At 60.8% G+C, this 15718-nt stretch carries 17 protein-coding genes; 9 read left to right on the top strand and 8 right to left on the bottom strand.

Annotated features, from left to right (window positions below; all coding sequences use genetic code 11):
- Positions 1-14 precede the first annotated feature (14 nt).
- The 4 genes from MRX98_RS10320 to MRX98_RS10305 are packed head-to-tail and all read left to right on the top strand — an operon-like array spanning position 15 to position 2424.
- Entirely contained in the window at positions 15-1208 is a 1194-nt protein-coding gene (locus tag MRX98_RS10320) for an FprA family A-type flavoprotein (RefSeq protein ID WP_246906896.1), read from the top strand.
- Positions 1205-1417 carry a ferredoxin gene (locus MRX98_RS10315; RefSeq protein ID WP_246906894.1) on the top strand — a complete coding sequence of 71 codons (213 nt, stop codon included), beginning with the start codon at positions 1205-1207 and terminating at the stop codon, positions 1415-1417. Before MRX98_RS10320 ends, MRX98_RS10315 begins: the two co-directional genes overlap by 4 nt.
- Entirely contained in the window at positions 1405-1752 is a 348-nt protein-coding gene (locus MRX98_RS10310) for a cytoplasmic protein (RefSeq protein WP_246906891.1), read from the top strand. The genes MRX98_RS10315 and MRX98_RS10310 overlap by 13 nt, the downstream gene beginning before the upstream one ends.
- A gap of 6 nt (positions 1753-1758) precedes the next feature.
- Complete coding sequence (locus tag MRX98_RS10305) at positions 1759-2424, top strand: DVU0298 family protein (protein WP_246906889.1); 666 nt, start codon at positions 1759-1761, stop codon at positions 2422-2424.
- A gap of 161 nt (positions 2425-2585) precedes the next feature.
- Here the strand turns inward: MRX98_RS10305 and MRX98_RS10300 are convergent, their stop codons facing one another.
- Positions 2586-3389 (bottom strand): TatD family hydrolase, encoded by an 804-nt coding sequence (locus MRX98_RS10300; RefSeq protein WP_246906887.1) that lies wholly within the window; start codon positions 3387-3389, stop codon positions 2586-2588.
- Positions 3390-3701: 312 nt separating this feature from the next.
- Between MRX98_RS10300 and MRX98_RS10295 the strand changes: the two genes are divergently transcribed.
- Complete coding sequence (locus tag MRX98_RS10295) at positions 3702-4145, top strand: Hsp20/alpha crystallin family protein (RefSeq protein ID WP_246906885.1); 444 nt, start codon at positions 3702-3704, stop codon at positions 4143-4145.
- Between the two features lie 102 nt (positions 4146-4247).
- On the opposite strand, the gene MRX98_RS10290 is transcribed toward MRX98_RS10295, so the two are convergent.
- A complete protein-coding gene (locus MRX98_RS10290; RefSeq protein ID WP_246906883.1) occupies positions 4248-4781 on the bottom strand; it encodes a cysteine hydrolase family protein in 534 nt (177 codons plus the stop codon).
- A 210-nt stretch (positions 4782-4991) separates the two neighbouring features.
- Between MRX98_RS10290 and MRX98_RS10285 the strand changes: the two genes are divergently transcribed.
- Positions 4992-5717: a GAF and ANTAR domain-containing protein gene (locus tag MRX98_RS10285; protein ID WP_246906881.1), complete on the top strand. Its 726-nt coding sequence runs from the start codon at positions 4992-4994 to the stop codon at positions 5715-5717.
- Between the two features lie 322 nt (positions 5718-6039).
- Positions 6040-7677: a glutamate synthase-related protein gene (locus MRX98_RS10280; protein WP_246906879.1), complete on the top strand. Its 1638-nt coding sequence runs from the start codon at positions 6040-6042 to the stop codon at positions 7675-7677.
- A 28-nt stretch (positions 7678-7705) separates the two neighbouring features.
- Here MRX98_RS10280 and MRX98_RS10275 read toward each other — a convergent pair whose 3' ends face one another.
- The 4 genes from MRX98_RS10275 to MRX98_RS10260 all read right to left on the bottom strand — a co-directional run bounded on the left by MRX98_RS10275 (position 7706) and on the right by MRX98_RS10260 (position 10850).
- The gene (locus tag MRX98_RS10275) at positions 7706-9229 is read right to left on the bottom strand and encodes a sensor domain-containing diguanylate cyclase (RefSeq protein WP_246906877.1); all 1524 of its coding nucleotides are present in this window, start codon (positions 9227-9229) and stop codon (positions 7706-7708) included.
- A gap of 132 nt (positions 9230-9361) precedes the next feature.
- Entirely contained in the window at positions 9362-9658 is a 297-nt protein-coding gene (gene flgM / locus MRX98_RS10270; protein ID WP_246906875.1) for a flagellar biosynthesis anti-sigma factor FlgM, read from the bottom strand.
- 84 nt (positions 9659-9742) lie between these two features.
- Positions 9743-10252, bottom strand: a complete 510-nt coding sequence (locus tag MRX98_RS10265) for a Slp family lipoprotein (RefSeq protein ID WP_246906867.1) — start codon at positions 10250-10252, stop codon at positions 9743-9745.
- A 67-nt stretch (positions 10253-10319) separates the two neighbouring features.
- Positions 10320-10850, bottom strand: coding sequence for a Slp family lipoprotein (locus MRX98_RS10260; RefSeq protein WP_246906865.1), 531 nt, complete (start codon positions 10848-10850; stop codon positions 10320-10322).
- Between the two features lie 412 nt (positions 10851-11262).
- Between MRX98_RS10260 and MRX98_RS10255 the strand changes: the two genes are divergently transcribed.
- Both MRX98_RS10255 and MRX98_RS10250 read left to right on the top strand, forming a co-directional pair.
- On the top strand, positions 11263-12315 hold the full coding sequence (locus MRX98_RS10255; RefSeq protein ID WP_246906863.1) for a hypothetical protein: 1053 nt from the start codon (positions 11263-11265) through the stop codon (positions 12313-12315).
- A 114-nt stretch (positions 12316-12429) separates the two neighbouring features.
- Entirely contained in the window at positions 12430-12819 is a 390-nt protein-coding gene (locus MRX98_RS10250) for a response regulator (RefSeq protein ID WP_246906861.1), read from the top strand.
- 77 nt (positions 12820-12896) lie between these two features.
- On the opposite strand, the gene ahcY is transcribed toward MRX98_RS10250, so the two are convergent.
- Both ahcY and metK read right to left on the bottom strand, forming a co-directional pair.
- Positions 12897-14348, bottom strand: coding sequence for an adenosylhomocysteinase (ahcY, locus tag MRX98_RS10245; RefSeq protein WP_246906859.1), 1452 nt, complete (start codon positions 14346-14348; stop codon positions 12897-12899).
- 108 nt (positions 14349-14456) lie between these two features.
- Complete coding sequence (gene metK / locus MRX98_RS10240) at positions 14457-15626, bottom strand: methionine adenosyltransferase (RefSeq protein ID WP_246906857.1); 1170 nt, start codon at positions 15624-15626, stop codon at positions 14457-14459.
- Positions 15627-15718: the final 92 nt, after the last annotated feature.

Below are 15718 nucleotides of genomic sequence, written 5' to 3'. Positions count from 1 at the left end.
AAGGAAACAACGCCATGAAACCTGTTGAAATCGCCAAGGGGATCTATGATGTGGGGGTCAACGATTGGAACATCCAGGATTTTCACGGATACTCCACCCCCCTGGGAACCAGCTACAATGCCTTTTTGATCGTGGATGAAAAGGTGGCCCTGGTGGACACGGTGAAAAAACCGTTCACCGACCAGTTGATCGCCAACATCCAACAGGTGATCGATCCGCAAAAGATCGACTACATGATCAGTAACCATACGGAAATGGACCACTCCGGCAGCCTGGCCCGGGTGATGCACCGCATCGGCGCCGACAAGCCGGTCTACTGCTCCAAGATGGGGCACAAGAATCTGTCGCTGCACTTTTCCCAACCGCTGAACTACCAGCCGGTCGGCGACGGCCAGGAGCTGAAGCTGGGCCGCCGCACCCTGGCCTTCCTGGAGACCCGCATGCTCCATTGGCCGGACAGCATGTTCACCTACATCAAGGAAGACGAGATCCTGCTGTCCAGCGATGCCTTCGGCCAACACTATGCCGGTTTCGAAAAGTTCGATGACGTGGTCGGCGACGCCATCATGCCCCATGCCAAGAAATATTTCGCCAACATCCTGTTGCCCTATGCGCCCCTGATTCTCAAACTGGTGGACAAGGTGACCCAAATGGGGCTCCCGCTGCGCATGATCTGTCCCGATCATGGGATATTGTGGCGCACGGAACCGGGCAAAATCATCGAGGCCTACGTGCGCTGGTCCAAACAGCAACCCAAGCGCAAGGCGGTGGTGGTCTACGACACCATGTGGCACAGTACCGAGCGCATGGCCGATGCCGTCGCGGCGGGCTTGTACGCTGAAGGGGTGGCCGTGCGTCCCATGTATCTGCGCAAGTGGCACCGCAGCGACGTACTCACCGAAGTGCTGGACGCCAAGGCGGTGGTGGTGGGCTCGCCAACGCTGAACAATGGCCTCTTTCCCACGGTCAGCGATTTTCTGACCTATATGAAAGGGCTCAAGCCCCAGGGCAAGATCGGCGCGGCCTTCGGCTCCTACGGCTGGAGCGGGGAAGCGCCCAAGCTGGTCGCCAAGGAGCTGGCGGCCATGCAGTTCGAGGTGATGGACCCGGTGCGACACCAGTATGTGCCCGACACCCCCGCCCTGGAGGAGAGCTACGCCTTCGGCCGCGCCATCGGCCGCCGGATTTGCGATGAGGTGGCGGATTGACCCGTCCGGTGGTGGACCTGGCCGCCTGCACCCTCTGCATGGGGTGTGTGGCGGTTTGCCCCGAGGTGTTTGCGCTCAACGACGCCGGTTACATCGAGGTGGCCGATCTGGCGGACTATCCCGTTGACCTGGTGGCGGAAGCCATCAAATATTGCCCGGAGGATGCCATCTCTTGGGAGGAAGGAGACCAAGCCCCATGCCATCCATAGCCCTGTTCGTTTTCAACGGTGATCCCATGTGTTTTATTCACGTACTGCTCAACGCCCTGGACATCCAGGCCCGCGGCGGTCGGGCCGGCATCGTGGTGGAAGGGTCCGCCACCGCCTTGATCGAACCGTTGGCCGCTGGGGACCATCCCCTGCACCCCTTGTGGGAAAAGGTGAAATCGGCCGGTCTGGTGGAAGGGGTGTGCCGGGCCTGTTCCAAAAAGATGGGCACACTTCAAGCGGCCGAAGCCCAAGGGCTGGCCCTGCTGGACGATATGAACGGCCACCCCGGCATGGCCCGTTATCGGGAAGCGGGCTACGAGATCATCACCTTCTGAACCGCCATGGGCTATCGGCAACTGAAGCAAAAGGTGCTCGATCTGATGGGGCAGGCGGACCAGCAGGCGGCGATGCGCGCCATCGCGGCATTGCCGGCCCGGCGGGTGATCAACCCCCTTTTCGGCCTGCTGCACCACGGGGATCCGCAAGTGCGCTGGCGTGCCGTGACCGCCATGGGTGTGGTCACGGCGCGGTTGGCCGATCACGATACGGAGGGGGCGCGGGTGATCATGCGGCGGTTGATGTGGCACCTCAACGATGAGTCGGGGGGCATCGGCTGGGGCGCACCCGAAGCCATGGGCGAGATCATGGCCCGCAGCGAGCGCCTGGCCGGCGAATACGCCCGGATTCTCATCTCCTATCTCAATCCCCACGGCAACCATCTGGAACACGAAGGATTGCAAGCCGGTGTTTTGTGGGCCGTCGCCCGGCTGGGGCACACCCGGCCGGCGTTGGTCCAGGAAGCGGCCGCCTTCCTGCGGCCCTTTCTATCATCCCCCGACAACCGCTTGCGCGCGCTCGCGGTACTGGCCGGCGGCGCCATGGGCGATCCGCAAACAAAGGCCGCCTGCCAAGCGCTGGCAACGGATGCCACCCCCGTGACCCTCTATTGGGACGACGATTTGCTGCAAACCACCGTCGGCGCCTTGGCCGCTGAAAGGCCGGCTTGAACAGGTCGCAAGCCCGAGATGGCTTTTACAGGCTTTCGTCTTGGCCTGTGGGACCCTCCCCGGCCTGACCGTGACCCCGGTCACAAAGCCGCTGTCGATCCAATCGTAGCCCGGGCGGTCGAGCGCGCCCATCTGATGGGCCTCCTGCGGCGCCCCCGTGTTCAGTGCTCCGCCACTCCGTACAAGCGGCAGGTGTTGCGCCACACCGTCAGCGCCAACGTCTCCGGCGTTTCCTGGCGCACCTCCGCCAGCTTGAGCAGCACCGTGCGCACGAAGGCCGGCTCGTTGCGACGAAACTTGTTGCGTTCGGGCGTCGGCGTCAGATAGGGCGCATCGGTCTCCACCAGAAGCCGGTCGGCCGGTATGCGCCGCACCAGGCGGCGCAACTCCCGACCCCTGGACTGAATGGTCAATATACCCGTGATCCCGATGTGCAACCCCATGGCCAGATAGCGCTCCAGCTCCGCCTCGGTACCCGAAAAACAGTGCACCACCCCCTGGCGCGCCGGTGTCCAGTGGGCCGCCAGCAGTTCGAGAAAGCGGCCCTCGCTGTCCCGTTCATGAAAGATCATGGGCAGTCCGAGCGCTTCGCCCAAAATCAATTGCTGCTCGAACCAAAGCTCCTGATCCTTGCGCGGGGAGTGCATGCGGTTGAAATCGAGGCCGGTCTCACCCCATGCCCGGACCTTGGGGTGGGCCGCCAAGGCTTTCAAGTCTTCCATCAGGGCCGACGAACCGTTTCGGGCATCGTGGGGGTGCAAACCCACCGATGCATGGATGCCCGCGTAACGCTCGGCAAGGGCCACCGCCCTTTGCGAGGTGGGTAGATCGATGCCCACCGCCATCATGGCGATCACCCCGGCTTGACGCGCCCGCGCCACCACGCCATCCAAATCCCCTTCATATCCCTTGTCGTCCAGGTGGCAGTGACTGTCGAAAATGTTCATGCTCTCCAGGGAATCCATTCTTCAAACGGCCTTTCGTAGTACCCACATGAATCGGTATGCGCAAATTCACGATCGCCATGGCCGCATATCATCGAAGCCGGGGGGAAGCAACTCCGTTACATTATTGTTTAGTTCTTAGTTAAAAAGTAATGAAATAATATTGACAGTCACAAGGCAATGCACATTGTTCAAATCAAAGGCGATGGCCCCGGTTGCCACAGATGCACCCGGGAAAAGCGACCGCGACAGGTTGTCCGGTGCGTGGCCGTCACCCCCGAATGGGGCTGTTGTCGCCAAGTTTAATGCTTGCTGCCAAAGGAGGTAGATACCATGGAACTGATGAAATGGCGTCCAACAAGGGATCTGTTCAATGTACAGCGCCGTTTCGGCGCGCTGCTGGATGATCTCTGGTTCCCGGCCCTTGCCGGCAAAGACCGCGAGGCGCTGTGGGAATGGAATCCGGCGGTGGATGTGTTTGAAAACGACGAGGCCATCGTGGTCAAGGCCGAATTGCCCGGCGTCGCCAAGGAGGATATCGCGGTGGACGTACAGGGCCGCGTTCTGACCATCAAGGGCGAGCGCAAAGTGGAAAACGAGGTTCAGGAAGAGCGCTACTACCGCAAGGAGCGGTTCCAAGGCCGCTTCGAACGGTCTTTCACCCTTCCGGCCGATGTGGATCCGGAGGCCGTCAAGGCCGATTACAAGGACGGTGTGTTGAAAGTGGAAGTGCCCAAACCGGAAGAACGCAAGGCCGGAAAGATTACGGTGCAGTAAACCGGCGCCGGGGTGCCGCGCACCCTGGCGCGCAAACCACTGCCGGCCCGCGGCAGGGAGGTAGGGTCTCCCGCTGGCGGGCCGATTTCGTTATGCAACCGATCATCGCGCGGTGTCCACAATACGCGCACCATAGAGCCGCTCCATGCGCTGCAGGGCGAACCGGTGGAACGCTTCGTCGAAATCGGCCACGCCGGCCCTGGGCACGGTCACCGCGTAATCCCTGTTGGCCAATCCGCCCACCGTATCCATGACGCAAATAGAGGTGCACACGCCCACCACCTCCACCGTTGCGGGGGCGTAATCCGCCAGAATCTTTGCCAGGTCGGTGCCGTAAAAGCCGCTGTAGCGGGTTTTGTCCAGGACCGGTTCGTCGTCTCTCGGTTTCAGCTCGTCGATGATGCGACTGCCCGGCGTGCCGGCCACGCAGTGGGGTGGAAAGCGCGCGAACTCCTTGTCGTCCGGGGCGTGGGCATCCCGCAGAAAAATCACCGCATCGCCCGCCCGGCGGTGCGCTGCCAACCGTTGCTGCACGAAGGGCACAATGGCCTCGGCACCCGGACCGCAATAGAGCGCCCCGTCTGGACGGATGAAATCATTGAGCATATCCACCACGATCAAAGCATTGTCAGTCATAAAAAACCCTCCCTCACCGTTTCGGGGCCTGCAACGAATCAAAATGACGACCCCGATTTTCGTCCATCCGGCCCGTCCTGTAAAGCCGCAAGGGCCTCTCGGCGTTGGCTGCAGCTCGTCAAAACCCTTGCGACTCGGTCCCGAGCCGGGTAATATGGCGTATTCGCAAACTAATACACCCTGCGTAGAAATCAAACCGCCCGGAGCGCAATGGAAAAGACCGAATTCCGAACCTACGACGACTACATCAAGGCGCTGACCGACATCAGCCACGCCATCACCTCCGATTTGTATCTGGAGGAGCTGCTCAAACTGATCGTGATGGTGACGGCCAAAGTGACCGGCGTGGCCATCTGCTCCCTATGGCTCATCGATGAAGGACAGTCCCCGCCGGTCATCCGCCTCAAGGCGACCCAGTCCATCGCCCCCGAATATGTGAAGGACCGCAGCCTGGCGCTGAACGAAGGGGTGGTCGGCCATGTGGCCACCACTAAAAAGCCCCTGATCATCAAAAATGTGTTGCGCCACCGCCGCTTCAAGGAAAAGGAGATGGCCCGCAATCTCGGTCTGGTCTCCATGGTGGGCGTTCCTTTGCTGCTCAAGGACGACAAGGTGATCGGGGTGCTCAACTGCTTTACCTGCGCGCCCTATGCTTTTTCGGACACCGAGGTGAACCTGCTCACCGCCGTTGCCAACCAGGCGGCGGTGGCCATCCTGAACACTGAATTGATGGTCAAAACGCGCGTCATCCAGGAGGAACTGGAAACCCGCAAGCTGGTCGAGCGGGCCAAGGAGATCGTGATGCAACGCACGGGGCTGCAGGGCGTGGAAGCCTACCGTTGGCTGCAAAAGCAGAGCATGGACACACGGCGCTCCATGCGGCAGGTGGCCGAAGCGGTCCTGCTCTCCTCCGAGCTGCAAAGCAGAGGCGTGTAAACCGGCGAGCAGGCCGGTACGGCCGGCACAAAACAATTTTTTGTTGACAAAAACAGACCGGTTTTTTATTTAGTTAAGGTTTCGTGCGCATCGCGATGTCAACGGCGACAGCGGCTCAAGCGCATCCTTCCCGCACAGGGCTGTGCGGAACGAAAAATCCAAAAACAGACTCAGACAAAGGCGTCTGCGGCTCCCATCCAGTTGGAGCGGACGCCTTTTTGCGTCCGAGGCGCGAATCGCCTGTCTCCTCTCCTTCCGATGATCGGGGCTGCGGACCCACCCGGATATTGCCGGGTTACCATCGTTCAAAGGAGTGAGAACCATGCGTTTTGACAAAAGAAACGATGTCTTGGGCACCGTCAATCGCGGCAACGCGGCCGAATCGGGGCTGTGCACCCTGTGCCGGGCCGATTGCGAAGGCAAGTGTGAAACCTGGCTCTCGAGCCTGGTGGGCCGGAAATTGCTCTATCCCCGCGACTTCGGCATCGTCACCGCCGGTGCCAACAACACCACCCATGTCGGGGTCTCCTACAACGCCCTGCGCATTCAAGGGTACGCCTACGGCGCCCACGGCATCGACGGCCGCCTCTCCAACGACCCGGACGACTGCATCTTTCCCAATGTGGACCTGACCACCGAGTTCGGCCGGGAGGTAAAAACCAAGGCCCGTATCCCCTTGATGACCGGCGCCCTGGGGTCGACCTTCGTGGCCGCCAAGTATTGGGATGCTTTTGCCATCGGCGGCGCCCTGGTGGGCATTCCCATCGTCATCGGTGAAAACGTGGTGGGCGTGGACCGCGACTCGGAAATCCGCAACGGCAAGATCGCCAAGGCGCCCGAGCTGGATCGGCGCATCGATACCTACCTGCGCTATTTCGACGGCTACGGGGCCATCATCGTGCAGATGAACGTGGAGGACACCCGCAACGGCGTGGCCGCTTATGTGGCCGAGAAGTACGGCGACAAGTGCATCATCGAACTCAAATGGGGCCAGGGCGCCAAGGACATCGGCGGCGAGATCCAGGTGACCAGCATCGATTACGCCCTATTCCTGAAAAAGCGCGGCTATGTGGTGGATCCCAATCCCGAGTTGCCCGAGGTACAGCAAGCCTTTGAAAAGGGGGCCATCCGCTCCTTCGCCCGCCACAGCCGCCTGGGGGGCACCCAGCTCAGCCGCGTCGACTTGGTGCGCGAGGACTTCATGAAGAGCGTGGCCTACCTGCGCAGCCTGGGTTTCAAACGCATCTCCCTGAAAACCGGTTCCTACGGCATGGAGGAACTGGCCATGGCCATCAAGTTCGCCACCGACGCCAAGCTGGACCTGCTGACCATCGACGGCTCGGGCGGCGGCACCGGCATGAGCCCCTGGAACATGATGCAGAGCTGGGGTGTGCCGTCGATCCTGCTGCACGCCAAAGCCCACCAATACGCCGCTTATTTGGCGGCCAAGGGCGAGCAGGTGGTCGACCTGTCTTTTGCCGGCGGTTTTGCGCTGGAGGACAGCATCTTCAAAGCCCTGGCCCTGGGCGCGCCCTACACCAAATTGGTATGCATGGGCCGTGCGGTGATGATCCCCGGATTCCTTGGGGCCAATATCGAAGGGGCGCTCAATCCCGAGCGCAAAGCGGCGGTCAGCGGCAACTGGGATCGACTGCCCAGGACCGTGGGGGATATCGGCGGTTCCGCCGAAGAAATTTTTGCCTGCTACTACGACGTCGAAAAGAAGGTGGGCAAAGACGAGATGAAACACATCCCCTATGGCGCCATGGCTTTCTGGACGCTGGCCGACAAACTCTCCTGCGGCTTGCAGCAGTTGATGGCCGGTGCACGCAAATTCACCATCGACCAGCTGCATCGCAACGATCTGTTCGCCGCCAACCGGGAGACGGCGCGGGAAACCGGTATCGCCCACTGCGGCGATGCCAACGACGCATTGGCGCGCAAGATTCTGGAAAGCTGATATTTCATCATCTGCGTTCCCGATGCCGTCAGGGGCCGGCGCAGACCGGCGGGGCGTCGGCGGCGTAGGGGGCCACGGCGCCTTTGCCGGTGCCTTTGACCTTGAACAGCGCCGTGTCGGCGGCGGTCAACAAGCACTCCGGGGTGTCGGCGTGATGCGGAAAGGTGGCCACGCCGCAACTGGCTTGCAGATGTACGGCCAGGCCCTGGCGCGTCAGGTAGAAGGTCTCTTGAATCAAGGCTTGGATCTCCCCGGCCTTGGCCAGGGCGGTCCCTTGCTCACAATCGGGCAGCACCACCACGAATTCATCCCCCGCATAGGCCACGGCGTAGGCCGGTGGTGCGATGGTGCTTTGGATGGTGGCCGCCACTTCCTGAATGGCCCGGCTGCCATTGAGATGGCCGTGGGCGTCGACAACCGATTTGAAGTTGTCCAAATCCATGAACAGCAGTGAAAGGGGCGCCTGGCGTGCCCGTGCCGATTGCAGCAGCAAGGGCAGGGAAGCGTGCAGGTGACGCTGATTGAAAAGCCCGGTGAGGTTGTCCCGCAAGGCCTGTTTGCGCAGTCGCTCCTCGCTGGCGCGCAAAGCCGCCTCGGCCGCCATGCGGGAAGTGATGTCCACCAGGGAAACCACGACCCGCGCCATGGTGTCTTCATGGCCGGCCAACACCATGGCCCGGGCGATCACATGCCGGGTTTCTCCCTGTACTGTTTTGAGGGCGATCTCCCTTTCGGGCGGCACGCGGCCCTCGGCAACGGCCGCCACCGTTTCCCGCACCAGCTCCTGCATGGCCCCCTCCTGGGTCATCCGGGACAGGGCGGCCATCAACGCCGTCTTGTCCTGAACGCCCACCAGGGCAATGAAGGCATCATTACAATCGGTGGTGGTCACCAGATCCATCAAGCGGACCACGGCTTCCGGTCGGTCCCGAAGATAGCCCTGCAGGTCGTCAATGCCCGACAGGCGCAGTTGTTCCAGTGTTTGTTTGAGCGCCGAGGCATCCCTTTCCAGCATGGCGATGGGCGACGATTTGAACAACAAACGGTAACGCTGCTCACTCTCCTGGGCGGCCTCCTGGGCTTGCCGCAGATGGGTCTGGTTCTCCACAAAGGCGATCACGCCGTGCACCGCATCGCCATCATCGGAGATGGGGCTCAAATGAAAGCGGAGCTTGAGGCAACTGCCGTTGTGGTCCAGGCACTCACAATCCCGCAGAACCGCATGCCTGCGCTCCAGGCAGCGCTGGAAATCCTTGTCCACGCCGGCCGCAGTGATCGGCTCTATTTCCCGGAGGTTGACACCCGTGGGGTCCTTGCCGCCCGGCCAAGACAAGAGATTCCGCATCCGGCGGTTGATGCCGGTGATGCGGCCCGTTGGATCGATGGTGAATATCCCGAAGGGCGCACTGTCACCCAGCACGCGGGTGCTGTGCGTCAGCTCCGCCAGGGCCGCCTCGGCCGCGTCGCACCGCTGTTGCAGCGCCGCCATTTCGGCCAAACGCAGATGGAGGTCGGCCACCTGCCGCTGGAGGGTTTTGACCATCTCTTGCATGTCGGATCCTCAAAGCGCAACGGGGATCGGTGGTATGGAACGAAAGGCGTAACGGTGAGCGGTGGGTGCGGGTCACCACAGGCCCTCATAGGTTCGGCCCCTTGTCCCGGGGTGGTTACCGCATCGATCCGTTCAGGATGTGGCCAGCAGCGATTCAGCCAGCATGCGGGCGGCCGTCTCTTCAGCATCCGGCCGATAGGTGCCCGCTTGTACCTGTGCTTTGATGCGGGCAACCTTCTCAAGATCCACCTCGGGCATTCGGCTGACGGCTTGGTGGGCGGCATTCATCTCGCGCGCCCGCTCGGAGAGGGCGACCCGCTCTTCCGGCGCCGCGCCGCCCACCGGCGCGGTTCCCGTCGATGCCGGTTTTAGGCCGGCGTTGACGGTTTGCCGAGTATAGACAGGTGGCAGTTTACCGTTGATTTCCATTGGCCATCTCCTCCATATGCAATTCTCATACTACAGCCACCGGCGGTTGACAAGCAATCCGGAAAGATCGGCTAAGGGCTCGCGCTAAAAACGAGTGCCCACGCCGATCCCGAAGTGGAAACGGGGTCCACGGTCCGGCTGCTCTTTGGGCCATTTTTTGATCTCCAGCGGTACGATCACCGGATATTGATAGGGCATGCTGCCGATCAGGCGCTGTTGGGTCTCCACCAAACGGCCCACCACGGTGATGGCCGTTCCCTCGGGGTAGAGGGCCGGATCGAGGAACTGGTCGGTGCGCACCAGAAAGCGCCCCGCGGATTGATCGTCCTGCAAGGGCCGGTCGTTGTGATCGAGCGCCGACTGCAGCACAGTCACTTCGGTGGTGCCGTCCATCACTTGGGACGCGATGATGGTGCCGCCCAGCATCACCGTTTCACCCATGTACTGCTGCGGCTGCCCTTGCAACTCGGCAAAGGGCGTCTCCAGGGTGATTCGGGAGCGGGCTTCACTGGACATTCCCGCCGCGCAAGCCGACAGAACCAGCAACAAGGACACCCACAGGCCACACTGCCGAACCGTTTTGCGCATCGTCATGGATCTTCCTTTCCACTCAGTTGGCTTTCATGAACACACCCGTAATGCAAGCAACCGCATGCCGGCCCTACCACCACCAATAGGGATGGCGCCACCACCACGGATGCCCATAGGGATACATCCACGGATCACGATAATAGGGTTCGTACCGCACCGGCTGCTGTTCCGACCACAGATGCAGCGTCTCCACGGCAATCCGCAGATAGGGAAAAGGCTCGGGTTCCGGATCGACCGCGGAGCTGCCCAGCAAGTATCCAGCGGCGGTGAATTTGCGGCCCTCGGTGTACACCTCGGGGTCGATGAACCCATCGTAAATCAAAATCAGACGCCCCCGGGAGCGGTCCCGCTCAACGGGCTCCCGTCGAAAACCCAGGGGGACTTCCAAGGCGGTGATACGGGTGTGATCGGTATGGTTCTCCACCTGGACCACATAGCCGCCTACAATCACCATCTGCCCCCGATGGGCGCGGGCGTTTTGGACCAGCTCCTGAAAATCCATGGGGGGCAGTGCGGTTTGCTCCACATCTGCCGGCATGATGGAACAGGCCGACAAGATCAACCATGAAACCAGACATATGACTTTCAACAAGGCCTTCATTGCGGGGGCCCCTTCGTCTCGGTTGCACCCAATGACCCACGGCGTTTCACTTATCCGGGCAAGGCGCGGCGCGTGAAAACGCCGCCGATGGTATTTGATTATACGCATTTAAGGCCAACCCCTCAAGATGCGGTTGAAACCTGTCGTTCCCCTTGGGCCGTTGCACCAACAGATTATCCCGAAACAGTAAGCGGCAAAGCAAATTATGCAAGCCCGCCTTGCCGCGCCTGCGGCGATGTCGACCGAGTCCACTCAAATTAATTGGATTGTTTGTTTAGAATGTGTCACAAGAGCGGGGATCCTGAGAGGATGATGGCAGGCGGGTACAGAGAAAGATGACGCACCACCAAAGGGCGCTTACCGAAAAACACCAATCTTGCACCGATAGCGAAACAAGGGCTGAAGACGACAAATGGGTTCCATCTGGTTGAGACGGTTGATCGTTTGCGGTTGGCTGGCAGTGGCGGTTTGGGCAGGCATGGTCATCAACGGAACGGCAGCGGACGTTTTTGCTGAGGCAGGGGATGACGGTACCGCCCAAACATCGGTGGAAGTTCTCTCAGGTGCAACCCGTACCAATGTGCAGAACGTTCTGGGCCATTTGCAGGGCAGCATCGGCTTGGCCGCCGGTCTGCGTTTCGACTCCCTGGACTGGTCGATCAGCGGTGCATACGGCGGCGAACCGGTCAATGTGCGTTCCGAACTGGAGTGGACCGAGGTTTTCAGTTATCAACTCCAGCTCAGCGGCCGACTCCGGGCCGGACGCCACCTCTATTGTCGCGGCCATTTCGCCTATGCCGCCATCCAGAGCGGCATGGTAACGGATTCGGACTACCGGGGCCCGATTCGGACCAATGTGTACTCACGCTCCATCAGCGCCACCAATGACGATCAGCTCTGGGATGTGGTGGCCGGTCTCGGGTATCCTTTCCACTTCGTGCAAGAACGACTGCTCGTCGCCCCTTTGCTCGGCTTCTCCGTTCACAAACAAAATTTTCGCATCACCAACGGCAGGCAACTCATTGCAGGTGGCGGCAGCAACTTCGATGGATTGAACAGCACTTACAAAGCCCTGTGGTGGGGGCCCTGGGTGGGCTGCGACCTGCACTACACCCTGATGGCGACAGGTGATCGGCCGCCGCCCATGGAATGGACGCTAATGCTGATGTACCACTTTCGTACCGACTTTTCCGCCGAGGCCACATGGAACCTGCGAGACGAATTCAGGCAACCGCGCAGCTTCGAACAGTCGGCCGACGGCCATGGGTTCACCGTTCAGGCCGAATGGCTGCTGCATCTCACCCGGTATCTGCGTGGATCGCTGCAGATGCGATTCACACGTTGGTCCACCGATGCCGGCACCGACACCCTTTTCCTCAAAGACGGCACAACCCATACCACGCGCCTCAACGAAGTTTCCCGCCAAGCTTACGAGGTGATGATCGGCTTGGCCTATCGCTTTTAAACGACAGGCCCTTGACGGACCGGTGGGAAACAGCATAAAAAGGCCCAGCCGTTGGTGGCGGGGGCCAAACGGCTGATCGATCCCAAAACCCCTTCGCGTTGTAGCTCAAACCGGGTGAGGCGCCGTATCATACCCAATGTTCAAATCGCCGTTGTCGATCACGAAGCCTTGACGCGGGAGTTCATCGTCAATGTTATGATGTACAGCGTCAACAGGGACATTCTCGTCTTCGAAAACGCGGACGGGCTGCAGGATTTCCTCGGAGCGGGCAAGCCGGTGCACATGGTGCTCTCGGCGGTCCACCTGCCCGGCAAGAGCGGCTTTGAGTTGCTGCGCTATCTGAAAAAGGAGCAGCCGCGCACCTACTTCGTCGCCATGTCGGCCAACCCGGCCGACGAAATACCGGCCGTGGAACTAGGCGCCGACGCCTTTCTGGCAAGGCCCTTCGCCCTGAAAGACCTCTTCGAGCTGGTGGACCGTTTCGTGGTGGGCAGCGACGCTTAGGGCTCGCGAAACGCAACAGCAAGGGCGGCATCCGTTAACGGATGCCGCCCTTGCTGTTCGGAGCCCCGATTGACAGATCAATACCGATAGTGGTCCGGTTTGAAGGGGCCTTGCAGGGGCACGCCCAAATAGGCGGCCTGCTTGTCCGTCAAACGGGTCAGCTTGACCCCCAACCGTTCCAAGTGCAGCCGCGCCACCTCCTCGTCCAGGGTTTTGGGCAAGGTGTAAACCTTTTTATCATGGGGTTCGGTGGCCAAGGCGATCTGGGCCAGGCACTGGTTGGTGAAGCTGTTGCTCATGACAAAGCTGGGATGTCCGGTGGCGCAGCCCAGGTTCACCAGGCGCCCCTCGGCCAGCACGAGGATGGAGCGGCCCGATTGCAAGCGCCAACGATCCACCTGGGGTTTGATGGGTTCCCTGCGGCAGCCATCGCTGCTTTCCAGGTAGTGCATCTCGATCTCGCTGTCGAAGTGACCGATATTGCAGATGATGGCCTCGTCTTTCATCATCTCCATGTGTTCTCCGCGAATCACGTCGCAGCATCCCGTGGCGCTGACGAAGATATCGCCCACCGGCGCGGCGGCTTCCATGGTGGTCACCTCAAACCCCTCCATGGCCGCCTGCAAGGCACAGATGGGATCGATTTCGGTGATCAGCACCCGCGCCCCGTAACCGCGCATGGATTGGGCGCACCCTTTGCCGACATCGCCGTAACCGCAGATCACCACCACCTTACCGGCCATCATGACATCCGTGGCCCGCTTGATCCCGTCGGCCAGGGATTCCCGACAGCCGTAAAGATTGTCGAACTTGGACTTGGTGACCGAATCGTTGACATTGAAGGCCGGAAACAGCAGCTCGTTGCTTTTTTGCAGTTGGTAAAGCCGGTGTACCCCCGTGGTGGTCTCTTCGGACACGCCGCGCACCTTGGCAGCCAGGCGGGTCCAGAATCCGGGATCGCGGTCGTAGCTCACCTTGAGGCGCGCCATGAGCAGTCGCATGTCCTCGCTGTCGTAGGTCTGATCGAACAAGGTGGGGTCCTTTTCCACCGCCACGCCCTGGTGGATGTACATGGTGGCGTCGCCGCCGTCATCCACGATCAGATCGGGGCCGCTGCCGTCGGGCCAGATCAGGGCCTGTTCGGTGCACCACCAGTATTCGGCCAGGGTTTCCCCTTTCCAGGCGAACACCGCCGCCGAACCCTTTTCGGCGATGGCGGCCGCCGCATGGTCCTGGGTGCTGAAGATGTTGCACGACGCCCAGCGGATGTCCGCACCCAGCAGCTTCAAGGTATCGATGAGCATGGCGGTCTGGATGGTCATGTGCAAACTGCCCATCACTTTCAACCCCTTGAGGGGCTTTTGGGGACCGTATTTGGCCCGCACCGCCATCAAACCGGGCATCTCGTTTTCCGCAAGGGCCATCTCCTGGTGTCCCAGGGGCGCCAGCGCTATATCGGCGACTTTGTAGGGCAAGGCCGGATCGACCTCGAGGTATTGGGACGGTTTCTTGATTGTTGCAACCGGCATGGAATGCTGTCCTCCTTTGTTGAAATAGCTTTACTGAGAAAAATAATGCATCTTGGTGCCCTTGTCACGGACAGCTCCCTTGAAGGCCGTCCTTGCACAACGGCGGTGTTACAAGCCGGCCTTGCCGCGGATGGTTTCCGCCATATCGGTCCGCTCCCATGAAAATTCCGGCTCGTTGCGGCCGAAATGGCCGTAGGCGGCGGTTTTGCGATAAATGGGGCGCAGCAGGTCCAGCTGTTCGATGATGGCCGCCGGCCGAAGGTCGAAGGTTTCCAGAAGGATACGGCGGGCCTCACTTTCCCGGATGTTGCCCGTGCCGAAGAAATCGACCATCACCGAAACCGGTTCGGCAACGCCGATGGCGTAGGCCACCTGCACTTCGCATTTCTTGGCCAACCCCGCGGCCACCAGATTCTTGGCGACATAGCGTCCCATGTAACTGGCGCTGCGGTCCACCTTGGAGGGGTCCTTGCCGGAAAAACAGCCGCCGCCGTGGCTGCCCTGCCCGCCGTAGGTGTCGACGATGATTTTACGGCCGGTCAGGCCGCAATCACCCATGGGGCCGCCCACGACGAAGCGACCGGTAGGGTTGATGAAATAGCGGGTGTCCCCATCGATCATCTCCCGTGGGATCACCTTTTTGATCACCTCCTCGATGATCGCCTCCCGCAGGTCGTCATAGGTGACATCCGGTTTGTGCTGGGAAGAGATCACCACCGTGTCGACCCGCAGGGGGGTACCGTTCTCATATTCGATGGTCACCTGGGACTTGCCATCGGGGCGCAGAAAATCGAGGGCGCCGTTTTTGCGCACTTGGGCCAGGCGCCGGGTCAGTTTGTGGGCGTACATGATGGGCATGGGCATCAATTCCGGCGTTTCGTCCGTGGCATAACCGAACATCAATCCCTGGTCCCCGGCGCCCTGTTCCTTGTATAGCCCGTCGCCCGTATTGACCCCTTGGGCGATGTCGGGGGACTGATGCCCGATACTGGTGATCACCGAGCAGGTTTGCCAGTCGAAGCCCATTTGGGAAGAGCTGTAGCCGATTTCGCGAATGGTGTTGCGCACGATCTCCGGCATATCCACGTAACAGGAAGTGGTGATCTCGCCGGCGATGAAAGCCAGCCCGGTGGTGACCAAGGTTTCGCATGCCACCCGGCACTGCTTGTCCCGGGCCATGATGGCGTCCAAAACGGCATCGGAAATGGCGTCCGCCACCTTGTCGGGATGGCCTTCGGTCACCGATTCCGAGGTGAAGAAATAGCGTTCCTTGCTCATATGCGGTCTCCTTTTATTTGATAAAGATGGCTCCATCCTTCGGAAAAGCGCCAACCCGCGCACCGGCAATGTTCCCGATGCGGCGCCAGGGC

The sequence above is a fragment of the Desulfatitalea alkaliphila genome (assembly GCF_022968795.1).
In the GTDB taxonomy this organism is placed as follows: Bacteria; Desulfobacterota; Desulfobacteria; order Desulfobacterales; family Desulfosarcinaceae; genus Desulfatitalea; species Desulfatitalea alkaliphila.
The sequence above is the reverse complement of the archived record's forward strand: the minus strand, read 5'-3'. Positions and strand labels throughout refer to the sequence as shown.

Bases quoted from the DNA above. Each gene is read 5' to 3' on its own strand.
- MRX98_RS10305 (WP_246906889.1), top strand. From the start codon at position 1,759: ATGGGCTATCGGCAACTGAAGCAAAAGGTGCTCGATCTGATGGGGCAG.
- MRX98_RS10310 (WP_246906891.1), top strand. From the start codon at position 1,405: ATGCCATCCATAGCCCTGTTCGTTTTCAACGGTGATCCCATGTGTTTT.
- MRX98_RS10300 (WP_246906887.1), bottom strand. From the start codon at position 3,389: ATGGATTCCCTGGAGAGCATGAACATTTTCGACAGTCACTGCCACCTG.
- MRX98_RS10280 (WP_246906879.1), top strand. From the start codon at position 6,040: ATGCGTTTTGACAAAAGAAACGATGTCTTGGGCACCGTCAATCGCGGC.
- metK (WP_246906857.1), bottom strand. From the start codon at position 15,626: ATGAGCAAGGAACGCTATTTCTTCACCTCGGAATCGGTGACCGAAGGC.
- MRX98_RS10265 (WP_246906867.1), bottom strand. From the start codon at position 10,252: ATGACGATGCGCAAAACGGTTCGGCAGTGTGGCCTGTGGGTGTCCTTG.
- MRX98_RS10285 (WP_246906881.1), top strand. From the start codon at position 4,992: ATGGAAAAGACCGAATTCCGAACCTACGACGACTACATCAAGGCGCTG.
- MRX98_RS10320 (WP_246906896.1), top strand. From the start codon at position 15: ATGAAACCTGTTGAAATCGCCAAGGGGATCTATGATGTGGGGGTCAAC.
- MRX98_RS10295 (WP_246906885.1), top strand. From the start codon at position 3,702: ATGGAACTGATGAAATGGCGTCCAACAAGGGATCTGTTCAATGTACAG.
- MRX98_RS10275 (WP_246906877.1), bottom strand. From the start codon at position 9,229: ATGCAAGAGATGGTCAAAACCCTCCAGCGGCAGGTGGCCGACCTCCAT.
- MRX98_RS10260 (WP_246906865.1), bottom strand. From the start codon at position 10,850: ATGAAGGCCTTGTTGAAAGTCATATGTCTGGTTTCATGGTTGATCTTG.
- ahcY (WP_246906859.1), bottom strand. From the start codon at position 14,348: ATGCCGGTTGCAACAATCAAGAAACCGTCCCAATACCTCGAGGTCGAT.
- MRX98_RS10255 (WP_246906863.1), top strand. From the start codon at position 11,263: ATGGGTTCCATCTGGTTGAGACGGTTGATCGTTTGCGGTTGGCTGGCA.
- MRX98_RS10290 (WP_246906883.1), bottom strand. From the start codon at position 4,781: ATGACTGACAATGCTTTGATCGTGGTGGATATGCTCAATGATTTCATC.
- flgM (WP_246906875.1), bottom strand. From the start codon at position 9,658: ATGGAAATCAACGGTAAACTGCCACCTGTCTATACTCGGCAAACCGTC.